This window comes from Burkholderia territorii, assembly GCF_001718335.1.
GTDB lineage: Bacteria > Pseudomonadota > Gammaproteobacteria > Burkholderiales > Burkholderiaceae > Burkholderia > Burkholderia territorii.
In genome coordinates this window covers 408974-431217 of sequence record NZ_CP013365.1, presented here as the reverse complement: position 1 = coordinate 431217, position 22244 = coordinate 408974, and the positions used below count along the sequence as shown (strand labels likewise).

The 22244-nt window shown below is 69.0% G+C and carries 17 protein-coding genes; 4 read left to right on the top strand and 13 right to left on the bottom strand.

Translation table 11 applies throughout. The features are described from left to right. Window positions 1–80: 80 nt before the first annotated feature. The 11 genes from WS51_RS02025 to WS51_RS01975 form a co-directional block, all read right to left on the bottom strand. The gene (locus tag WS51_RS02025; protein WP_069228523.1) at window positions 81–1508 is read right to left on the bottom strand and encodes a heavy metal sensor histidine kinase; all 1428 of its coding nucleotides are present in this window, start codon (window positions 1506–1508) and stop codon (window positions 81–83) included. After that, entirely contained in the window at window positions 1505–2188 is a 684-nt protein-coding gene (gene irlR, locus WS51_RS02020) for a heavy metal response regulator transcription factor IrlR (protein ID WP_069228522.1), read from the bottom strand. The genes WS51_RS02025 and irlR overlap by 4 nt, the downstream gene beginning before the upstream one ends. After that, window positions 2188–5400 (bottom strand): efflux RND transporter permease subunit, encoded by a 3213-nt coding sequence (locus WS51_RS02015; RefSeq protein ID WP_069228521.1) that lies wholly within the window; start codon window positions 5398–5400, stop codon window positions 2188–2190. The genes irlR and WS51_RS02015 overlap by 1 nt, the downstream gene beginning before the upstream one ends. A gap of 56 nt (window positions 5401–5456) precedes the next feature. Then, a complete protein-coding gene (locus WS51_RS02010) occupies window positions 5457–6902 on the bottom strand; it encodes an efflux RND transporter periplasmic adaptor subunit (protein ID WP_418219687.1) in 1446 nt (481 codons plus the stop codon). Window positions 6903–6952: 50 nt separating this feature from the next. After that, the gene (locus WS51_RS02005; RefSeq protein ID WP_069228519.1) at window positions 6953–8263 is read right to left on the bottom strand and encodes a TolC family protein; all 1311 of its coding nucleotides are present in this window, start codon (window positions 8261–8263) and stop codon (window positions 6953–6955) included. A gap of 237 nt (window positions 8264–8500) precedes the next feature. Next, complete coding sequence (locus tag WS51_RS02000; RefSeq protein ID WP_069228518.1) at window positions 8501–9709, bottom strand: phosphotransferase enzyme family protein; 1209 nt, start codon at window positions 9707–9709, stop codon at window positions 8501–8503. Between the two features lie 36 nt (window positions 9710–9745). Further along, window positions 9746–10357, bottom strand: a complete 612-nt coding sequence (gene pnuC, locus WS51_RS01995; protein ID WP_059542836.1) for a nicotinamide riboside transporter PnuC — start codon at window positions 10355–10357, stop codon at window positions 9746–9748. A gap of 59 nt (window positions 10358–10416) precedes the next feature. Further along, entirely contained in the window at window positions 10417–12645 is a 2229-nt protein-coding gene (locus WS51_RS01990; RefSeq protein ID WP_069228517.1) for a TonB-dependent siderophore receptor, read from the bottom strand. A gap of 620 nt (window positions 12646–13265) precedes the next feature. After that, window positions 13266–13469: a DUF2970 domain-containing protein gene (locus WS51_RS01985; protein ID WP_021164122.1), complete on the bottom strand. Its 204-nt coding sequence runs from the start codon at window positions 13467–13469 to the stop codon at window positions 13266–13268. 125 nt (window positions 13470–13594) lie between these two features. Further along, window positions 13595–15664, bottom strand: coding sequence for a pyridoxamine 5'-phosphate oxidase family protein (locus WS51_RS01980; RefSeq protein ID WP_069228516.1), 2070 nt, complete (start codon window positions 15662–15664; stop codon window positions 13595–13597). Window positions 15665–15695: 31 nt separating this feature from the next. Continuing rightward, entirely contained in the window at window positions 15696–16340 is a 645-nt protein-coding gene (locus WS51_RS01975) for a glutathione S-transferase family protein (protein WP_069228515.1), read from the bottom strand. Window positions 16341–16466: 126 nt separating this feature from the next. Between WS51_RS01975 and WS51_RS01970 the strand changes: the two genes are divergently transcribed. Beyond that, complete coding sequence (locus WS51_RS01970) at window positions 16467–17423, top strand: LysR family transcriptional regulator (protein WP_069228514.1); 957 nt, start codon at window positions 16467–16469, stop codon at window positions 17421–17423. Between the two features lie 51 nt (window positions 17424–17474). Here the strand turns inward: WS51_RS01970 and WS51_RS01965 are convergent, their stop codons facing one another. Continuing rightward, window positions 17475–18131: a TetR/AcrR family transcriptional regulator gene (locus tag WS51_RS01965; RefSeq protein WP_069228513.1), complete on the bottom strand. Its 657-nt coding sequence runs from the start codon at window positions 18129–18131 to the stop codon at window positions 17475–17477. A gap of 88 nt (window positions 18132–18219) precedes the next feature. On the opposite strand from WS51_RS01965, the gene WS51_RS01960 reads away from it, so the two are divergent. Genes WS51_RS01960 through WS51_RS01950 form a run of 3 tightly spaced genes read left to right on the top strand, consistent with a single transcriptional unit; the run spans window position 18220 to window position 21675 of the window. Further along, window positions 18220–19122, top strand: coding sequence for an SDR family NAD(P)-dependent oxidoreductase (locus tag WS51_RS01960; RefSeq protein WP_069228512.1), 903 nt, complete (start codon window positions 18220–18222; stop codon window positions 19120–19122). After that, a complete protein-coding gene (locus WS51_RS01955; RefSeq protein WP_069228511.1) occupies window positions 19119–20681 on the top strand; it encodes a flavin-containing monooxygenase in 1563 nt (520 codons plus the stop codon). The genes WS51_RS01960 and WS51_RS01955 overlap by 4 nt, the downstream gene beginning before the upstream one ends. Window positions 20682–20688: 7 nt before the next feature. Next, a complete protein-coding gene (locus tag WS51_RS01950) occupies window positions 20689–21675 on the top strand; it encodes an alpha/beta fold hydrolase (RefSeq protein ID WP_069228510.1) in 987 nt (328 codons plus the stop codon). Window positions 21676–21715: 40 nt separating this feature from the next. Here WS51_RS01950 and WS51_RS01945 read toward each other — a convergent pair whose 3' ends face one another. Then, window positions 21716–22114: a carboxymuconolactone decarboxylase family protein gene (locus WS51_RS01945; protein WP_059503788.1), complete on the bottom strand. Its 399-nt coding sequence runs from the start codon at window positions 22112–22114 to the stop codon at window positions 21716–21718. Window positions 22115–22244: the final 130 nt, after the last annotated feature.

Below are 22244 nucleotides of genomic sequence, written 5' to 3'. Positions count from 1 at the left end.
GGGCGCTGCCGCACCATCGCGTGCAGCGTGCCGCGCGCCGCCGCATCGCGGCGAACGCGCGGCCGTACCGGCGTGCGATCTCAAGCACGGGCTGCCGGCACCGCGTTCGAAGCAACCGCCGGACGCTGCGGAAAGCGCAGCCAGAATGTCGTGCGCCGGCCGGGATCGCTGTCGACACCGCATTCGCCGCCATGGTTGTCCATGATCGACCGGACGATGGCGAGGCCAAGGCCCGTCCCGGATGCCGAATTGTGTCGCGACGGATCGACACGATAGAAGCGCTCGAAAATCCGTGCGACATGCTGCGCATCGATCCCCGGGCCCGTATCCGATACGGCGATCGTCGTCGCCCCGGCCTGTTCCGAACAATCGATCGTCACGACGCTGCCGCGCGGCGCATACGCAAGCGCATTCGACAGCAGATTGCTCAGCGCGCGCTGGTACAACGTGAGATCCGCATCGACCCATGCGTAGCCGTCCACCTTCACCGTCACACCCGCATCATCCGCAAGCGACTCGTAGTAGCCGGCGACACGCGACGCTTCCTCGGCCGCATCGAGCCGGCGCACGTCGATCGACGTGCCGGCCTGCTCCGAGCGCGCGAGGAACAGCATGTCCTCGATCATCCTCGACAGCCGCTGATACTCGTCGATGCTCGACTCGATCACGCTCCGGTATTCGTCAGCGCTGCGCGGCTGCGACAGCACGACCTGCGCGGCCGCCTGCAGGTTCGTGAGCGGCGTGCGCATGTCGTGCGCGAGGTTCGACGAGAACTGGCTCAGGCGGGTGAACGATTCGTTCAGACGTGCAAGCATGCCGTTGAACGCATGCTCCAGCTCCTTCAGTTCGCCTGACGTATCGAGTTCCGGCAGCGGATGGGCCAGCCGGCTCGTCGACATCTGCTCGGCCCGCGCCGCGAAGCGCCGCAGCGGGCCGAGCCCGAGCGCGGCGATGCCGTATGCGATCGCGGCCGCCAGCACGACGCCGAACACCTCGATCACGACGATCGTATAAGCATGCGTGCGCAGCAGCAGCACGTCGGCGCTGCGGTCGTACTGCACCGCGACGCGCACGACGGGCGCGCCCGCGCCGGCGAGCGGCACGGTCGTCACCAGATACTGGTGCAGCATGCCGGGCGGCGCGACGAATACCGGCATACGACCCGCATCCGTCGACAGCAGCGGCGCGTAGGTCCGGAACCCCGGTGTGCCGACGATGCGCGTGCCGGCCGCATCGTAGATCGCCAGATCCATGTTCGGATGCCCGTGCAACTGGTCGAGCCAGATATCGGCGTTGCGTGCGACCTCGGCCGTCGAATGCGCTTCCGCCAGATGCGTACCCAGCGCCGCGGAAATACCGGCCATCTGCTCGGCGGCCGTCGTCTCGATGCGATTGCTCAACGCTTCGTACAGCGCAACCCCGCTCGATGCGAGGATCACCGACGTCGACAGAATGATCAGCGCGGTCAGGCGTCCGCGCAGCGTGCGCGGCAGCAGGCGCGCGATCATGTCGCCGCGCCGTCGCGCACTTCGAGCACGTAGCCCATGCCGCGCACGGTGTGGATCAGCTTCGGCTCGTATGCGTCGTCGATCTTCGAGCGCAGCCGCCGGATCGCGGAATCGACGACGTTCGTATCGCTGTTGAAGTTCATGTCCCATACCTGTGACGCGATCGTCGCGCGCGGCAGGATCTCGCCTTCGCGACGCATCAGCAGCCACAGCAACGCGAATTCCTTCGCGGTCAGCAGGATCGTGTCGCGCTGCCGCGTCGCCTTGCGGCGCGTCAGGTCGAGCTCGAGATCGGCCACGCGCAGCGTGTTCGAATCGCGCGGCTGGCCGCGCCGCAGGATCGACTTGATGCGCGCGGTGAGCTCGACGAAGTCGAACGGCTTGGCCAGGTAATCGTCGGCGCCGAGTTCGAGGCCTTTCACGCGATCGCCAACGTCGTCGCGCGCGGTGAGGAACAGCACGGGCGTCGACTTGCTGCGGCGCAGGTTCTGCAACAGCGCCCAGCCGTCCTGCCCCGGCAGCATCACGTCGAGCACGAGCAGGTCGTACTCCTCGGTCTCGGCCTGGTGCTGGCCCGTGATGCCGTCCTCCACCCAGTCGACGACATAGCCGGCTTCAGTCAGGCCCTTGCGCAGATAGGCGCCGGTTTTCGGTTCATCCTCGACAATCAGAATTCGCATCACGTATTACCCTTGAAGAAACCCAGCCGGCGCAGCACGCCCGCGCCGAAGCCGCCGCGCAATACCGCACGCCACGACACCGCATGGCTCATGCGGTACAGCACCGGCAGCACCAGCAGCGTCAGCGCCGTGGACGACAGGATACCGCCGATCACGACGGTCGCAAGTGGACGCTGCACCTCGGCGCCGGTGCCGGTCGCGAACGCCATCGGCAGAAAGCCCAGCGATGCGACGAGCGCGGTCATCAGCACGGGGCGCAACCGCGTGAGCGCGCCTTCGCGCACGGCCGCGTCGAGCGGCATCCCCTCGTCACGCAGGTTGCGGATGAACGAGATCATCACGAGACCGTTGAGCACCGCGACGCCGGACAGCGCGATGAAGCCGACCGCCGCGGTGATCGACAGCGGAATCCCGCGCAGCCACAGCGACACCACGCCACCGCTCAGCGCGAACGGAATGCCGGTGAACACCAGCAGCCCGTCCTTCACGTTGTTGAACATCACGAACAGCAACACGAACACCATGAACAGCGCGAGCGGCACCACCAGCTTCAGCCGCTCGCTTGCACTCTGCAACTGCTCGAACTGGCCGCCCCACGACACCCAGTAGCCGGCCGGCACGCGCACATCCTGCTGCAACTGCTCGCGCGCGTCGGCGACGAACGAGCCGACGTCGCGGCCGCGCACGTTCGCACTGACGACGACGCGCCGCTTGCCGTCCTCGCGGCTGATCTGGTTCGGGCCCGGCGCGACGTCGATCGTCGCGAGTTCCGCGAGCGGCACGTACGGCGCCTGCGCGAGCGGCGCGCTGGCGCCGGCGGCCGGCGCGGGCAGCGCGATCGGCAGCCGCTTGATCGCCTCGATGTCGGAGCGCAGCTCGTCGGGCAGCCGCACGACGATGTCGAAGCGGCGATCGCCCTGGAACAATGTCCCCGCCTTCTGCCCGCCCACGGCCGCGGCCACCGTATCCTGCAGGTCGGCGACCGTCACGCCGTAGCGGGCGAGCTTGTCGCGGTCGAGGTTGACGGTCAGCACGGGCAGCCCGGTGGTCTGCTCGACCTTCACTTCGGATGCACCCGGCACCTTCTGCAGCGCGGCGGCGATCTGCTCGCCGGTCTGGTTCAGCACGGCCATGTCGTCGCCGAAGATCTTCACCGCGACGTCGCTGCGCACGCCCGAGATCAGCTCGTTGAAGCGCAGCTGGATCGGCTGCGAGAACTCGTACGCGTTGCCGGGCAGCTCCGCGAGCGACGCCTCGATCTCGCGCACGAGCTGGTCGCGCGGTTTGCTCGGGTCGGGCCACTGGTCGGTCGGCTTGAGCATGATGTAGCCGTCCGACAGGTTCGGCGGCATCGGGTCGGCCGCGATCTCGGCCGTGCCGGTGCGCGCGAACACGCGCTCGATTTCCGGGAAGCGCGCCTTCAGCGTCTTTTCGATGGACTTCTGCATCTCGACGGACTGCGACAAACTCGTGCCGGGAATCCGCAGCGCGGCGACCGCGAGATCGCCCTCGTTCAGGCTCGGGATGAATTCGCTGCCGAGCCGCGTCGCGAGCCCGAGCGTGACCAGCACGATCGCGCCCGCGCCGAGCATCACGCGCGCGGGGCGCGTCATGAACGCGGCGAGCACCGGTTCGTACGCGCGCCGCGCCCAGCCCATCAGCCGGTTTTCCTTTTCCTCGACGCGCGCGCCGATGAACAATGCGACCGCTGCCGGGATGAACGTGACAGTCAGCACCATCGCGGCCGCGAGCGCCATCACCACGGTCACGGCCATCGGATGGAACATCTTCCCTTCCACGCCGGTGAGCGCGAAGATCGGCAGGTACACGACCATGATGATCAGTTGCCCGAAGATCAGCGCGCGGCGTGCCTCCTGCGATGCGCCGAATACTTCCGCGAAGCGTTCGTCGCGCGTCAGCGGCCGGCCGGCGGCGGCCTGCGCATGCGCGAGCCGCCGCACGCAGTTCTCGACGATCACGACGGCACCGTCGACGATGATCCCGAAGTCGAGCGCGCCGAGGCTCATCAGGTTCGCGCTGACTTTCGCATTGACCATCCCCGTGAAGGTCATCAGCATCGACAGCGGGATCACGAGCGCGGTGATCAGCGCCGCGCGGATGTTGCCGAGGAACAGGAACAGCACGGCGATCACGAGGATCGCGCCCTCCAGCAGGTTCTTCTTCACCGTCGCGACGGCCTTCTCGACGAGCACGGTGCGGTCGTAGACGGGAATCGCCTTCACGCCGGCCGGCAGCGTGCGGTTCACGTCCGCCATCTTCGCGGCGACGGCCTTCGCGACCGAGCGGCTGTTCTCGCCCATCAGCATGAATACCGTGCCGAGCACGACCTCCTCGCCGTTCGAGGTCGCCGCGCCGGTGCGCAGCTCGCGGCCGATGTCGACCTGGCCCACCTCCTTCATCCGCACCGGCACGCCGCCGACGTTGGTCAGCACGATGTTCGCGATGTCGTCGACGGTGCGCGCCTGGCCCGGCACGCGCACCAGGTACTGCTCGCCGCGCTTCTCGATGTAGCCGGCGCCGACGTTGTCGTTGTTGCGTTCGAGCGCGCGCACGACGTCGGCGAGCGTCAGCCCGTACGACATCAGCTTCGCCGGGTTCGGCGCGACGCGGTATTCCTTCACATAGCCGCCGATCGAGTTCACCTCGGTCACGCCGCGCACGTTCCTCAGTTGCGGCCGGACGACCCAGTCCTGCAGCTCGCGCAGGTCGGCCGCCGTGTAGCGCGTGCCGTCGGGCTTGCGTGCGGCCGCCTCGGCCTCGACGGTCCACAGGTAGATCTCGCCCAGGCCGGTCGACGTTGGCCCCATCGCGGGCGCAATGCCGACCGGCAGCTTGTCCTTCGCTTCCTGGATGCGCTCGTTGACGAGCTGGCGGGCAAAGTAGATGTCCGTGCCGTCCTTGAAGATCACGGTGACCTGCGACAGACCGTAGCGCGATATCGAACGCGTCTGCTCGAGGCCCGGCAGGCCGGCCATCGCGGTCTCGACGGGATACGTGATGCGCTGCTCGGCCTCCAGCGGCGAGTAGCCGGGCGCGGCCGTATTGATCTGCACCTGCACGTTGGTGATGTCGGGCACCGCGTCGATCGGCAGCTTCTGGTAGCTGAACACGCCCAGCGCGGCCACGGCGGCGATCGCCAGCATCACGAGCCAGCGGTGCGCGATCGCAAAGCGGATCAGGCGCTCAAACATGGCGGAATTCCTCGAAGCTCGGAACGGCTACCGCATTGGCCTTCGATACGTGACGTTCATTCATGTTCCGCGCTCCCCTTGCCGAGCTCGGCCTTCAGCACGAAGCTGTTCGAGGCCACATATTCCTGGCCCGGCCTGAGCCCCTTCAGCACTTCCGTCGCGCGTTCGTCGCGCCGCCCCGTCTCGACGGCCTGGGCGACGAAGCCCTTCGGCGAGCGCACGAACACCGACGGAGCACCGTCGACGTCCTGCAGCGCGTCGCTTGCGACCGCGAGCGGCACGGCCTGCTTGCCCGCGTCGACCGACACGTTCACGAACATCCCCGGCCGCCACACGCCGTCCGGATTCGGCAATACGACACGCGCGGGTGCGGTGCGCGTCTGTTCGCCGAGCAACGCGCCCACGTACGCGATCGGGCCGCTCGAGCGCGACTCGAACGCGGTCGCGCTGACGGTCGCGTCGCGGCCCACACGCACGTCGTTCAGCCGCTGCGCGGGCACCGCCATCTCGGCCCACACCGTCGACAGGTCGGAGATCACGAACATGCTCGCATCGGCTGCGATCGCTTCGCCAGGCGTTGCATGTTTTTCGACGATCGTGCCCGCGAACGGCGCGCGCAGCTCGTAGCGGTTCAGCGCGCCCGAGCCGGCCGGCGCGTTCAGCGCGGCCAGTTTCTGCCGCGCGTTCTGCACGGCGATCTCGGCCTCGCGCAGTTGCACCTGCGCCTGCTGGTAGTCCTGCTCCGCCGAGATGCGCTCCTGCCACAGCGTGCGTTCGCGTTCATAGGTCGCGCGCGCACCGGCCAACCGGCGCTCGGCGGTCAGCAGTTCGCTGCGACGGTCCGCGAGATCGGTGCTCGCGATCACGGCCAGCACCTGCCCCTTCGCGACGTTCTGCCCAAGCGACACCGACACCTGTTCGACGATGCCGGCCACGCGCGGCACGACGTGCGCGGTGCGATCCTCGTTGAACTTGATCTCGCCCGGCAGTTGGAACGGCGTGGCGATCTGCGCGGGGCCGGCCTTCGCGAGCGCGATCCTCGACGTCTGGAGCTGCGCGTCGGTCAGCGCGATCGCGCCGTCCGCGCGGGCGAACGGGAATGACGCGGCCGCATTGCCCGCCTTGACGTCGATCGTCGCGTCGAACACGTGCGGCTTCGCGATCGGCTGCACCGACACGAACTTCCGGCCGTCCGCGTCGAAACGCATTGGTTCGTGCGAGCGGTCGTACCGCACCAGCGTGCCCGACACGGCAACGCCCTTGTCGAGCGGCTTGCCGTCGACGAACGGATAGACGACGAGCCGCGCGTCGCCGGGCTTTTCCGTCATCACGATCTCGACGGACAGTCTGCCGCGCGTGAGCACGACGCCGCCGTGCGAGCCGGTGCCCGCGCCGTCGGCCGCTTGCGCGGCGTCGGTGCCCGAGGGTTCGGATGCACCGCCGCGTGTGACGGCGAGCGCGCCGAGCACGAGCCCGACGCCGCCGAGCACGGCCGCCGCCATGATGAAGATTCTGCTGCGTGACATGATGATCCTTCTGGTGAAAGGCGCGGCTATTGCGCGGCGGCAGTCAGCGGCGCGCCGACGAGCCGGCCGATGTCGGCGCGCGCCGCGTGCGCGTCGGCAAGCGCGCGCACGTATTGCGATTGCCCCTGGAACAGCGTGCGCTGCGCGTCGAGCACGTCGAGGAAGCTGAACTTGCCGAGCTCGTAGCCGCGCGACATCGCATCGAGCGCGAGCCGTGCGCCGGGCAGGATGTCGGTCTTCAACCGCCGCGCTTCCTGCGCGGCCGCATCGAAGTTCGCATACGCCTGCGCCAGTTCGAGCCGCAGCCGCATGCGCGCGCGGTCGAGATCGGCGCTCGCACGCTCGGCCTTGTGCGTCGCTTCGAGCAACGCGCCGCGGTTCGTGTCGAACAGCGGAATCGGAATGGATACGCCGACCACGGCCTGGTTGTCGGGCACGCCGCCGGTCGTCACCCGCTTCACGCCCGCGCTTACCGTCACGTCCGGAATGCGCCGCGCACGTTCGAGCGACACCGACGCATTCGCGCGCAGCATCTCCGCTCGCGCGACGCGGGCGAGCGGCGCATCGTCGAGCCGCGCGGTGAGCGCGGACAACGGTTCGACCGCCGGCACCGTTTCCAGATCGCCGAGGGCGACGCACCGGTCGCCGCGCGCCTCGCCCATCACCGCATTCAGCTTCTCGCGCGCGACGTCGACCCGGCCACGCGCGGTCGTCACCTCGATCCGCACGCCTGCCGCCGCGACCTGCGCCTTGGTCGCCTCGACCGGCGACACCTTGCCGGCCTGTGCGCGGCGGCCCGCGAGTTCGGCCGAGCGCGCCGCGATGGCGGCCGATTCTTCGGTAACCTGAAGTTGGCGCTGCGCGGCGAGCAATCCGTAGAAAGCCGCGATCACATCGGCGCGCACGGCGGCACCCTGCTCGTCGAGCGACGCATTCGCGGCCTCGCGGCCGTACGACGCGACGTCGACCCGTGCACGGCGCTTGCCGCCGAGTTCGATGGTCTGGTTGATCAGTGCGGTCGACGTGCGCTCCGCGCGGCTGAAGCCTTCCTGCAGCAACGACACTTCCGGATTGGGCCGCACGCCAGCCTGCATCAGCGCGCCGGCCGACGCATCGACGTCCGCGCGCGCACCGCGCAACGCCGGGTTGTTTCGGGCCGCGGCCGCGAGCGCATCGGACAGCGTCAGCGATGAGAAAGAAGGCGCGTCGTAAGGCAGCGCGGCGCCGGCGGCCGTCGGCGGCGAGGCCGGCGCCGGCGCCGCAACCTCCGGCGGCTGCGCATGGACCGCCGCGGCCGTCGCAAAGACAACGGCCGCGGCCAGTGTGAGTTTGAGCATGTTCGGTTCTGCGATAACGGTTCGCACCGATGCTACGGAGCGGGCGCAGTGCGAACATGAGCCGAAAATGACAATTCCGTCATGTTGGACGTGACGCAGTGCGGACGTGCGTCGTCCTGCGGGAGCTGCGTCCCGCGTCGAAGATCACGCAGTTCGGATGAACGTGCGGCGCGATCGCCGCACCGAGGCAATGGAGGAAAAGGAAGCCCTGGCCGCCGACACGGCCGGCACGCGGCTTTACACGCTGCCCCGCTTCGCGCGCCGGCGTTGCACCAGCCAGTCGAGCAGTTGTCGTCCGTCGCGCTCGCCGAACCAGCGCGCGTGCCCGAGCAGGTAGCCGTCGTACGCGATGTCGACGATCGCCGGGGCGTCGATGACGCACCCGAAATACGCGACCTCCGACAACGCGAACTCCGTATGCGCGATCGGCAGCATCGCGACCAGCGCCGCATACGCATCGTCGCTCAACGGCTCCAGCGATTCGTAGCCGTCGAGCAGCGCATCGATGTGCGCATACTCGATGCGGCGCGCATTGGCGGGCGCCATCCAGTCGATCGTATTGCGCTCGATCGCGAGCGCGACGTCCATCACCGCGCACGTGCGATCAGACAAGCCGAAATCGAGCACGGTGCGCACCTCTGCGCCGGGGCCGGCATCGGTCCACAGCAGGTTCGACGCGTGCCAGTCGCCGTGCGTCCACAAAGGCGGCAGCGCGGGCAACAGCGGCACGAGGCGTGCGTGATACGGGCCGATCGCAGCCGCGACGTCGCCACGCCAGTCGCGCGTACCCAGCGCGCGCGTGAGCAGCGGCTGCGCGTCGACCCACCGTTCGAGCGCACCGGCGAGATCGGTGGACGACAGCACACGGAAACTCGACAACAGCGTGCGCACGGGCCGCGCCGGCGCATCGTAGCCGGCCGACGCGCGATGCAGTTCGGCCAGCGCGCGGCCTGCCGCATACGCGTGCGAAGGATGCTTGAACGGCTGCCACGACATCACGCCGCGATACGCGTCGACGCCGGGCGCGACCACGTGCACTTCGTAAGTCCAGTCGCCGGATGCGAACGCAGTCGCACCGTCGCGACCGGCGAGCACGTCGGCGACCGCAACACCGCGCTCGCGCAGATGCGCGATGAAGCGATGCTCTTCCTCGAGTCCGGCGACATCGCGCAAGCTCACGTGATGTCGCTTGACGAACAGTGCGCGCTCGTCCGTCGTGCGCACCAGCACGGCCGCCGAGAACGGCCGCGGGCTGTGCCACGTGAGCCGCGCCGGCGCGCCGACGCCATCGATCCGCGCGAGCACGCCCGCCACTTCGGCGTGCGTCATCAGCGGCCAGTCGCGCTCGGCCTGCTCGCCGTCGACGCCGAACTGCGGCGGTGCGACGTCTTGCGCGTCGGCGGCGTCACGCGATGCAGGCGCGTTCGGCTCGAGAGGAAATGTCATGAACGACGCAGCTCCGTGGTTGAATCGGCCCGTGAATCAGTTCGCCGGGCTCGCCGTCGCGCGCAGCGCGTCGGCCGTCCGGCTCCAGTCGCGCCAGCCGACGACGGCGAGTGCGATGAACAGCGCATAGAGGCCGGCCGTCAGATACAGCGCCTTGAACACGAACATCCCGACGTATACGACATTCACGACGATCCACAATCCCCACGACGCGATGTAGCGCCGCGCGGTCCAGTATTGCGCGACAAGGCTGAACGCCGTCAGCGACGCATCGACGAACGGCAGCGCCGCATCGGTCCAGCGCGCCATCATCCCGCCGAGCAGCGCGCTGCCGACGACGGCCGCGATCAGGTCGGGCAGCATCTGCCGCGGCCGCACGCCGGTAACGGGCGCGACGTCGCCTGCCGGCGCCGCGCCGCCGCTCGCTTCCAGCGTGCGCTGCGCGATCCAGCGGCGCCAGCCGTACACCTGCAGCACCGCGAACGCGCCCTGCAGCAGCATGTCGGAATACAGCTTCGCGTCGAAGAAGATCCAGCCGTACAGCGCGACCGACGCGAGCCCGACCGGCCAGCACAGCATGCGCCGCTTCGCGGTCAGCCAGATCGCGAGTGCGCTGACGATCACGCCGGCGATTTCGAGTGGGGACATCGTCTGTGCTCTCCTGGTGGGCTGTCGGGGCCGCGCATCACGCGGCCAAATGCGGACGATCAGAAATCATAGGTCAACGATACGCGCGCCGTGCGCGGCGCGCCCGGGAACAGATAGGCATCGCCCTGCTGCTCGCCTGCGTCGCGCCAGTAGAACTTGTTGAACAGGTTGTCCACCGACACGCGCAACACCGTGCGATGGCCGCCGATCTTCGTCGTGTAGCGCGCGCCGAGATTGAACACGAACCACGACGGCACGCGCGCGGTGCCTTCCTCGTTCGCGTTGCGCGCGGCGCTGTACTCGACGCCGCCGAGCACGTTCAGGCCGGCGACGCCCGGCACCGCGTAGTCCGCATACAACGACGCGCGCAGCGCCGGCACGTTGATGATCTGGTGCCCTTCGTACGCGGGCGAACCCGAATCGTACGCGCGCGCGCGGATCGCCGCGACGCTGGCCGTCAGCCCGAGCCGCTCGGTCACGCGCCCGGCCGCACCGAGCTCGATCCCCTGGTGACGCTGCGTGCCGCGCTGCACGAACGTGTAGCTCGTGCCCGACGCATCGGGATCGGCAAACTGGAACGGCTTGCTGATCGAGAACACGGCGGCCGTGAGGCTCAACCGGTCGAGCCAGTCGTATTTCGCGCCGAGCTCGAACTGGTGCGATTCGACCGGCGGCAGGAACGCATACGCGTTGGTCGCGCGCACCGGCGCCTGGTCGCCGAGCGACAGCGCCTTGCTGTACGACGCATACAGCGACAGCACGTTCACCGGCTTGTAGACGAGCGCGACCTGCGGCAGGAACACCGAGCGGTCGGTGTGCGTCGCGTCGCCGTCGACGCTGGTCCAGCTGCGCTGGCGCAGCAGCACTTCCTTGCCGCCCGCGAGCACCTGCCAGTGCTCGCCGATGCTGATGCGGTCGAGCCCGAACACGCCGTACTGCCACGAATCGAGCTGTGGATACGACGGCCCGGCGGTGTTCGGCGACGGCGCGAATGCGACGTCCGGTCCGTAGATGTTCTCGCTGCCCACGTAGTCGTACACGGCGTTCGCCATGTGCACGACGCGGCGCTGCACATTCACGCCGAGTGTCAGCTCATGGCGCAGCGGGCCGGTCGTGAACTTGCCCGTCGTCACCGCGCGCAGGTCGTCGTTGCGGCGATATTCGCCGGGGCTGCGGAAGTCGTACACGTCGTAGTCGCCGTTCGCGCCGAAGAAGAACGGCGACGTCGTGCCGGCCGCGCAGCTCGCCGCGTAATAGCAGCCATACGCGAACGCGCTGTTGTCGTCGATCATCGTGCGGCTGCGGCCCGCGGCGATGTAAGCCTTCCAGTCGTCGTTGAACTGGTAGTCGAAGCGTGCGTTCAGGTTCAGCGCGTCGGTCGTCACCGGCTTCGCCCACGGCTGCGTGCCGAGCGCCTTCGACGTCGTGTTGACGGACGGCACGACGGTGCCGCCGAGCAGTTGATAGCCGGGCGCGGAACGCTGGATCCACTGCTGGAATTCCGCGTTGAACTGCAGGCTCGCGCGCGGGCTGATGTCCCAGTCGGCGGCGATCGAGCCGAACGTGCGTCGCCCGTTGGTGCCGTCGATGTACGAGTGCATGTTCTCCTTCGCGGCATTGATCCGGAAGCCGAACTGATTGTCGGGACCGAAGCGGCGACCCAGATCGACGGCCGCCGACGTCGACCCGCGGCTGTCGACGCCGGTCGTCACGCTCGCGACGTTCGCCGAGCGCTTCGTCACGAAGTTGATCACGCCGCCCGGCGCGACCACGCCGCTGTCGATGCCGGCCAGGCCCTTCAGGATCTCGACGCGCTCCTTGTTCTCGAGCGGCACGTTCTGCTCGCCGGACACCGTCAGCCCGTCGATCCGGATCGCGCTCGCGAGATCGACCGGAAAGCCGCGAATCGCGAAGCCTTCGAAATAGCCGACCGGCGCATAGTCGTTGACGACCGACGCATCGTTGCGCACCACGTCGCTCAAGCGTTTGGCCTGCTGGTCGTCGATCTGCTCGCGCGTGACGACGTTGACGGAAGCCGGCGTGTCGCGCAGCGGCGCATCGTCGAGCCCTGCGACCGACGCCTCCCGCACCCGAAACGTGCTGCCGCGCCCGGCGCTGACCGTGATCGCCGGCAGTATGGCAGCGCCGGCCGCATCGGCGTCGGATGCCGGCGTATCGCCCGGTGCCGCCGCGGCCTGCGCCGCGAAAAGCGTGATGCCGACACCGACGCCAAGCCCGACCTTCGCGCGCCGCCGTGCGCGCGCCGCTGTTGTTTTGTTCACCGTCATTGTTCTGGATGAAAACTCGCCACTCGACCCTGTCGAGACACTCGAAACTCGTTATGCAGCCGCGATGCGCGACCCGGCGCAAGAACCCGCGACCATTCCTGCGGCAGCGGCGCGCAACCGTCGACACGATATTCATCAGACGAATCGGGCGATCAGGCCGCATGCGGGCCGATCGATCGGGAAAGCGCAGGATGGGACATCGGATGACGGTGGCGCGCCCGGCACCGGCGCCGCCATCGATCCGTGGATCGCGAGCGTGTCGGGCGGCCGGCGCCTTGCGTGTTCTGGTCATGCGCGGGCGCTTCATGCGCCCCGGTGCGGGCGCCGGGCATCCGCGTGCGCCATTCGTCGGAACGGCGGCGTGCCCGTCGCGCACGACATCGCGGCGCGGCGCGCATTTTACCCCGGGCGGGACCGACCGCCGCGGAATCGGGCAAGTCGGGGATGTGGAGTGGAAGGCGGGATTGGAAACCGCGTGATTCACGCGGCATGGCGACGGTGCCGATGTGCGCGAGGCGGGCATCGTGCGCGGCCACCTCGGCGGCCGGCACGGTCACGTGCGGCTCACGTGGCCGAAAGCCGCAGCGGGAACGTTCACCCGCTCGCGATTCTGCAGTCGATCAAAACCCCTGCATCGTCGCGGTCGGATCGACGACCAGATGCACGACGCCGTAGATGACCGCGCCGACGAGCAGCGCGAGCACGATCGCCACGAACGGCAGCAACGTGTAATTGACGTTCGCGAGATCGGCGGCGTGTGCCTTGCTGTTGCGTACGCCGAAGAAACTCCACAGGACCAGCTTGATCATGCCGAGCAGTTTCATGGTTGCGCTCCTTTCATCGAATCGGTTGACGCTATCGTCGATCCGACCGGCATCCGAAAGAAGTAGCAGTTGCATGCGCTTTTCGCGTAGCAGGCCGTCTGCGGCGGCATGTCGCATGGTGGCGTTCAACAATCGAGCACGAGCGGCACCGCGGCCCCTTCGGCAGGCCGCGCGACGCACAGCAGCGCACAACCGGGTTCGACCGGCGCATCGGGCGCCTGCACGTACTCGACCGCACCGGACAACACGCGCGTCGCGCACGTGCCGCACGACCCCGCCCGGCACTCGGACGGCACCGCCACGCGCTGACCTTCGGCGAATTCGAGCAACGTGCCGTCGGCGGGCGTCCATTCGGTGTCGCGCGCCGAGCGGCGGAACACGACGGGGATGCTTGCCGCCGGTGCGCGCGCCGCGCGGCTCGCGTGGCGCGCGATGCTCGACGGCCCGAACGCCTCGAAGCGGATGCGCTCGTCCGGTACGTTCAGCGCACGCAATCCGTCGTACAAGTCGCGCATGAACGCGGACGGCCCGCACAGGTAGAAATCGTAGTCGTCGAACGGGAGGATGCGCTTCAGTTCCGCGATGTCGATGCGCCCCGGCCGCGCCGCGCCATCGCGCTGCGGCCGGCTGTCGAACCAGTGCAGCGACACGCGCGCGTCGGCATCGGCGATGCGCGTCAGTTCCGCGGCAAACGGCCGGTCGGCCGCGTCGCGCGCGCCGTGCACGAACACGATGCGACGCGTTGCGTCGCCGTCCGCGAGCGCACGGCGCAGCATCGCGATCATCGGCGTGATGCCGATACCGGCCGACACCAGCACGGCCGGTCGCGGGCTCGCGACGTCGAACGTGAAGCGGCCGCGCGGCATCTGCGCGTCGAGCATCGTGCCGACGCGCGCATGATCGTGCAGCCACGCCGACATGCGTCCCTCGCGCTTCACGGTGATCCGGTAACGCGGTGCGCCAGGTGCATCGGACAGCGTGTAGCTGCGGATCGTCGGCGCCTGTTCGCCCGGCAGCGCGACGCGCAGCGTCAGGTGCTGCCCGGCTTCGTACGCCGGCAACGCGTCGCCATCCACCGGTTCGAAATGAAACGAGCGGACCGCGCGCGCTTCGTCGACGATCTGCGCGATGCGAAGCGGGCGCCAGCCCGAGCGCGAGGAGGAAGCGGACGTGGATGCAGGCGCAGGTGCGGATGTGGGCGCCGATGCGGCCCGCACACCCGCTCCCGCCATCGCCGCGAATTGCGGTGCCCGCTCGACCGCCGACCACCTGAACGGCAGCACGCCGCGCATGCGCCGCACTTCGCGCACATGAAACCGCACGACTCGCTGTGCGCCGTCGAACGACGCGACGAGCGGCCCGTCCCACACGATCTCCGCGCGCGCGGCGACATACAACAGATCGCCGCTGTCGAAATCGACGAACAGCAGCCCCGCGCGCGGATCGTGCTGCAGATTGCCGAGCGTATTGAAGAAGCGATTGCCGCTGAAATCCGGCGTCGTCAGCGTGTGCGCATCGTCGACGCGCACGAAGCCCGGCATGCCGCCGCGATGCGACACGTCCGCGCCGCGCGCGGCGCCCGCGTCGGCCGACGTGTTCGCACTCGCGACGAAGAACGTATCGGCCTGCTCGAGCAACGCGACATCCTCATCGCTCAGCCGGTCCGACACGTCGGGTGCACCGGACGCCCCGGCTTCACGCGCGACGAACACGGGTTTGCGGCCCTGGATGTACTTCGCACAATTGCCGAAGCTCTGCTCGACCGCGATCGTCAGCCCGCCGTCGTCGGCCGCGCGCACGACGCCGTTCACGCGATTGCGCCGGCGCGTATCGAATTCGATCCCGAGCCCGCCGAGCGGCGCGCCCGGCTGCCACGCGCCGGCCAGCGGATCGCCGGGCAACGCTTCGCCGTCGATGCGCAGCGTGCGCGCGTCCGGCGTCGTCACGAAACCGGGCGTGCCGACCCGCAGCGTCGCCCATGGCTGGCCGTGCGCGTCCACGCCGCCGAGCACGAAAAACGGCAACTGCGCGAAGAATGCGCGATGCTGATCCGGCATGAAGCGGCGAATCCCGCGCCGGCCGGCGGCGCCCGCGGCCTCCGTCACGCCCGCGCGCTGTTGCACGGCGAGCTCGCCCGCATGAAACGGCGCAACGTCGAGTTCCCAGCCCGGTACGACGGCGGTGGGCGCGGTCATCGCATTCTCCCGGTAAAGGCGTGGCGTCGCGTCAGGCGGCAAGCAGGCCCGCGCGCGTCGGCGGCATCGCGATGAAGCCCGGCAGCGCCTCGACGCGCGCGAGCCACGCGCGCACGTGCGGATACGGTTCCAGCGACACGCCGCCTTCCGGCGCGTGAGCGATGTACGTATAGGCGGCGACGTCGGCGATCGTCGGTTGCTCTCCTGCGGCGAACGCCTTGCCGGTGAGTTCCTGGTCGATCGCGGCCAGAATCTTCGCGGCCGTGCGCTTGGCGGCGTCGTGATCGAGCGGTGCGCTGAACACGGTGACGAGCCGCGCGGCCGCCGGCCCCGATGCGATCGGCCCGGCCGCATACGACAGCCAGCGCTGCACGGTTGCCGCGCCGACGGCATCGTCGGGCAGCCAGTACGCGTCGCCGTAGCGCTTCGCGAGATAAACGAGGATCGCGTTCGAATCGGCGAGCACGGTGCCGTCGTCGTCGATCACCGGCACCTGCCCGAGCGGATTGAGCGCGAGAAACGCGGGTTCACGCTGCGCGCCGCCTGCGAGATCGACATCGACCGTGTCGAACGGCAGCCCCAGCAGCGACAGGAACAGCCGAACACGATGCGCATGCCCGGACAGCGGGAATGAATAGACGCGAACCGGACGGGCGGGCTTGCTGGCGACGGACATGGAAACGCTCCTGGATCTCGCGCCGCCGGGAATCGGCGACGAACGGCTCCAGCGTAGCGCTCGCCGTCGGCGCCCAGAAGATGGATAATCGCTAAAACATTATCCGCTTCCATAGGACAATCTCCGATGGCCGATCTTCGCGACGTGAACCTGAACCGGCTGGCGATCTTCGTCGCGGTGGTCGATGCCGGCTCGCTGACGGCCGCGGCCGAGCGGCTCGGCCTCGCGAAGACGGTCGTCAGCACGCACATGCAGCGGCTCGAATCCGAGGTCGGCGCGAACCTGCTGGTCCGCACCACGCGGCGATTGAGCGTCACCGATGCGGGACGCGCGTTCTACGATGCGTGCCGCGACATCGTGCGGGCGACCGAACGCGCGCTCGACGCGGTGTCCTCCGACGCGGGACCGCTGCGTGGCACGCTGCACGTGAGCGTGCCGATCGACTACGGCGCGCTCGTCGTCGCACCGGCCGTCGTCGCGCTGCGCGACGCACACCCCGGGCTCGACGTCGAACTCATCGCGAACGATCGCGTCGTCGATCTCGTCGCGGACAATCTCGACGTCGCGATCCGAATCGGCCGCCTCGCGGATTCGAACTATCGCGCGGTACAGCTCGGCGAGTACGAGAAATGGCTGGTCGCGAGCCCGGCATTCGTCGCGCGGTACGGGCTGCCGCGTGCCCCGGACGCGCTCGCCGCGCTGCCGTTCGTGATGCTGTCGACGCTGTCGCGCCCGCACACGCTCGAACTTCACGACACGCGCGGCGGCCACGCGTCGGTGCGCTGCGTCGCGCCGGTCGTGTCGAACACAGCGACGGCGTGCCGGGCGATCGTGCTGGCCGGCGGCGCATTCGGACTGCTGACGGATTTCTCGATCGCGGACGACATCGCGGCCGGGCGACTCGTGCGGCTGCTGCCCGCGTGGCGCTCGGCGCCGGCCGGGATCCATGCGGTGTATCCGTCGACACGGCTGCCGTCGCCGAAGGTGCGGGCGTTCATCGATGCGATGAAGGTGACGCTTGGACAAACGCGGCCCGCGATGCCGGCACGTTCGAAACGCTCGAGGGGCCAAAACGCCGGATGACGCTGCGACGCAACCGGATCCGGATCGCGCGAGTCCGTTCGTCGCCGCTCCTCACCCGGCTTCCCGCAACGTCCCCAGCAACACCTTCCTGCAACTCGCGACCATCTGCGCCTCCGGGTCGCGATACCCGGTGAGCAGCCACGCCGCGCCGACGTTCGTCATCGCGCCGACCAGCGCGAGCCCGACGAGCCGCTGCTCGGTGCGCTCGGCGGGCGTCACCGCCTCGCGCGTGGAGCCGATCGCCATGATCAGCTTGCCGAAGTCGATCAGCATCCGCTGATACGTCATGTCGGTATCCGCGCTGACGCCCATCACCTCGAGCAGCAGCACGCGCGCCGCGCACGGATCGCGCAGGAATCCGAAGAATGCGGCGAGCCCCGCGTCGACGCGCGCGCTCAATTCGCCGCCGCGCTCGGCCACGGCCTGCGCGACCGCGTCGTGCAACTGCTGCGCATGATGCAGGTAGGTGCAGCGCAGCAGATCCTCGGTGCTGTCGAACGCCGCATAGAAATAGCGATCGTTGAGCTTCGCTTCCTGGCAGATCGACCGCACGGTCGCCTTCCGGAACCCGACCGTGCCGAACACGCGCGTCGCCGCGCGGATCAGCGCATCGCGCCGCTCGGCGGCCCGCACCTCGGGCGCCACGCCGCCGTACGCGCGGCCCCGTTTTTCCGTTTCGAGTGCTTTCTCCATTTCGCTATTTGACATCAGGACACCCGAAAACTAAAGTGGTGACGAACAACACCACAATATGCGCGCCGCCGACGCAGCGCAAGCGGAACGGGAGGAACGACGAATGAAGGGTTTTTCCGGCAAGGTCGCCGCGATCACGGGCGCCGGTTCGGGCATGGGCCGCAGCCTTGCGCTCGAGCTTGCGCGGCGCGGCTGCGAGGTTGCGCTCGCCGACGTCAACGATGTCGGGCTCGCCGGCACGGCGGCCGCGTGCGCGAAGCACGGCGTGCGCACGAGCACGCGGCGGCTCGACGTCGCCGACCGCGATGCGGTGTTCGCGTGGGCCGATTTCGTGCGTGCCGAACACGGCAAGGTCAATCTGATCTTCAATAACGCCGGCGTGTCGCTGGCGGCGAGCGCCGAGACCGCGCGCATCGCCGATCTCGAATGGATCGTCGGCATCGACTTCTGGGGCGTCGTGCACGGCACGCAAGCGTTCCTGCCGCATCTGCGCGCGTCGGGCGACGGGCATGTGATCAACACGTCGAGCCTGTTCGGGCTCGTCGCGATGCCGACGCAAAGCGCGTACAACGCGACGAAGTTCGCGGTGCGCGGTTTCACCGAGGCGCTGCGGATGGAGCTCGAACTCGACGGCGCGCCCGTGAGCGCGACCTGCGTGCATCCGGGCGGCGTCGCGACCGGCATCGTCGACGCGAGCCGCGTCGACACCAGCATCCGCGCACTCACGGGTCAGGACGAAGCGACCCATCGCCGCCAGGCGAACCGCCTGATCAACGCGACGACGGCCGACGACGCCGCGCGGCAGATCCTCGCCGGCGTCGAGCGCAACGCGCGCCGCGTGCTGGTGGGCGCCGATGCCCGCCGCCTCGACAAGCTCGCGCGCCTGCTCGGCGCCGGCTACCAGCGGCTGGTGCTGCGCCACGTGCGGCGCGCCCGCGCACGCAATCTCGAGCGCGCACATGCACCGGCCGCGCTCCCGACCACACCGACCAAGGATCACGCATGAGCTCGACGACGACCGACCGGCGCGACGCGCCGACCGCCTGCGGCGACGGCCGCGACCTCGACGTGCTGATCGTCGGCGCCGGCCTGTCCGGCATCGGCGCCGCCTATCACCTGAAAAAGCGCTGCCCGTATGCGAGCGTCGCGATCGTCGAGGCACGCGACGCGATCGGCGGCACGTGGGACCTGTTCCGCTATCCGGGTGTCCGTTCGGATTCCGACATGTTCACGCTCGGCTACAGCTTCCGCCCGTGGCACAGCGACAAGGCGATCTCGGACGGCCAGACGATCCTCGACTACATCCGCGATACCGCGCGCGTGTACGGCATCGACAAGACGATCCGCTACGGCCAGAAGGTGGTCGCGGCCGACTGGGATTCGAACCGTGCGCGCTGGACGGTGCGCATCGAGCGCACGCGGGACGGCGCGGTCGACACGCTGGTCTACACGTGCCGCTTCCTGTACATGTGCAGCGGCTATTACGACTACGACGGCGGCTACCTGCCCGACTGGGCCGGCATGGAATCGTTCGAAGGCCGAATCGTCCATCCTCAGCAATGGCCGAAAGACCTGTCGTACGCGAACCGGCGCGTCGTCGTGATCGGCAGCGGCGCGACGGCCGTCACGCTGGTGCCGTCGATGGCGGCCGATGCGAAACACGTGACGATGCTGCAGCGCTCGCCCACCTACATCGTGTCGCTGCCCGCGCGTGACAAGATCGCGAACGCGTTGCGCCGCGTGCTGCCGTCTCGCGTTGCGCACCGGCTCGTGCGCATGAAGAACGTCCTGCTGACGATGTACCTGTACAACGTGTCGCGCCGCAAGCCCGAGCGGACGAAACGGTTCATCATCCGCGCGGCCGCCAGGCAGCTCGGCCCGGGCTTCGACGTCGCGAAGCATCTGACGCCGCGCTACATGCCGTGGGACCAGCGCGTGTGCCTCGTGCCGAACGGCGACCTGTTCAAGTCGATCCGTGCGGGCCGCGCATCGATTGTCACCGACGAGATCGAGCGCTTCACGCCGACCGGCCTGAAGCTGAAGAGCGGCCAGCAACTCGACGCGGACGTGATCGTCACCGCGACCGGGCTGAAGGTGAAGATGCTCGGCGGCGCGCGCGTCACGGTCGACGGCCGCGCGGTCGATCTGCCGAAGACCGTGTCCTACAAGGGAATGATGTACAGCGACGTGCCGAATCTCGCGTCGTCGTTCGGTTACACGAACGCATCGTGGACGCTGAAGGCCGAGCTGATCGCGCGCTACGTGTGCCGGCTGCTCAACCACATGCGCGCGAACGGCTACGACACCTGCGTGCCGCGGCTCGGTGCCGGCGATCTCGGCGACGTGCCCGCGGTGAACCTGAGCTCGGGCTACATCCAGCGCGCGGCCGGCATCCTGCCGAAGCAGGGGCATCGCAAGCCGTGGAAATTCCACCAGAACTACGTGCTCGATCTCGCGTCGCTGAAGTTCAGCGGGCTCGCCGATTCCGCGATGCAGTTCGAACGCCGCGCGAAAGCCGGCCCGGCCGCCGCGCCGGTTGCCGAACCCGTACTCGAAACCCGTTGAGGCCGACATGAGCCATACGCTCCATCTGATCCAGAACGTGCTGCTCGGCGTCGTCGCGGTGCTCGCCGCGCTCGCGCTGTTTTCCGGCTACGTCGCGCGCCGCGTGACGCGCGCGTTTCCGCCCGAAGGCCGCTTCGTCGACATCGGCGGCGACCACATTCATTACGTCGAATACGGCAGCGGCCCGCCGCTCGTGTTCGTGCACGGGCTGGCCGGGCAGTGGCGCAACTTCGCGTACCTGCCGCTCACGCGGCTCGCGCAGCATCATCGCGTGATCTTCGTCGACCGGCCCGGCGCGGGCCGCTCGCTGCGCGGCGCCAGCTCGCAGGCGAACGTGTTCGCGCAGGCCCGCACGATCGCCGCGTTCATCGATGCGCTGAAGCTCGATCGCCCCGTGCTCGTCGGCCATTCGCTCGGCGGCGCGATCGCGCTCGCGGTCGGACTCAACCATCCGGAGCGCGTGAGCCGGCTCGCGCTGATCGCGCCGCTGTCGCACGAGCAGACCGAACCGCCGGCGCCGTTCAAGCCGCTGATGCTGCCGTCGCCGCTGGTGCGCCGCTTCGTGTCGTGGACCTTCGCGATCCCGCTGACGATCCTGACCGGCCGCAAGGCCGTGAACCAGGTGTTCGCGCCGGAAGCCGTGCCGCGCGACTTCCCTGTGAAGGGCGGCGGCCTGCTCGGGCTGCGGCCGCACGTGTTCTACGCAACGGCGACGGACCTGCTGTCGGCCCCAATCGACCTCCCCGCGATGGAGCGCCGCTACGCGGACCTGTCGCTGCCGGTCGACGTGCTGTACGGGCGCGCCGATCCGATCCTGAACTGGCGTACGCACGGCGAGGGGCTCGCGCAGAAATCGGCGCGCGTGCGGCTGAAAGTCGTCGAAGGCGGGCACATGCTGCCGGTCACGATTCCGGATGCGACGGCGGACTGGCTGCTCGAAGTCGCCGCCGCGCCGGTCGACGCGCCGGCGCAGGGCGCGCACGTCGCGCATTGATCGTCGGCGAGCCTGCCGGCCACGATGCGCGGCGGGCCGGTCAGGCTTCGTCGTCGGGCAGCGACAGCCCGAGCTCCGCAATGACCTCGCGCGCGCTGCGAAACGCCTCCACCGCCGCCGGCGCACCCGCGTACAGCGCGCTGTGCAGCAGCACCTCGCGGATCTCGACGAGGCTCGCGCCGTTGTTGATGGCGCCACGCACGTGGCCCTTCAGTTCCGTGCCGCGGCCCAGCGCGGCCAGCATCGCGCAGGTGCAGAGGCTGCGTGTCTTCAGGTCGATTCCGCCGCGCTGCCACGTGCTGCCCCACGCGTGCTCGTTCAGCCAGTCCTGCAGCGGACGCGAAAAGCCGTCGAGGTCACGCATCGCGCGCTCGACGAATGCCTCGCCCATCACCTCGGTGCGGCGTGCCTTGCCCTGCTCCCTGTCCTGTTCGCTCATGTCGTGTCCTGTCTGAAGTCGTGGCCGCTTCGGCGCCGCCTGCGGCCCGGGGGATTTGCTTCATGTTCGCGGCGCGCGGACGTTTCGTCAAAGACAGCCCCCTCGGATCGCGACCGGCCACGTCATACGC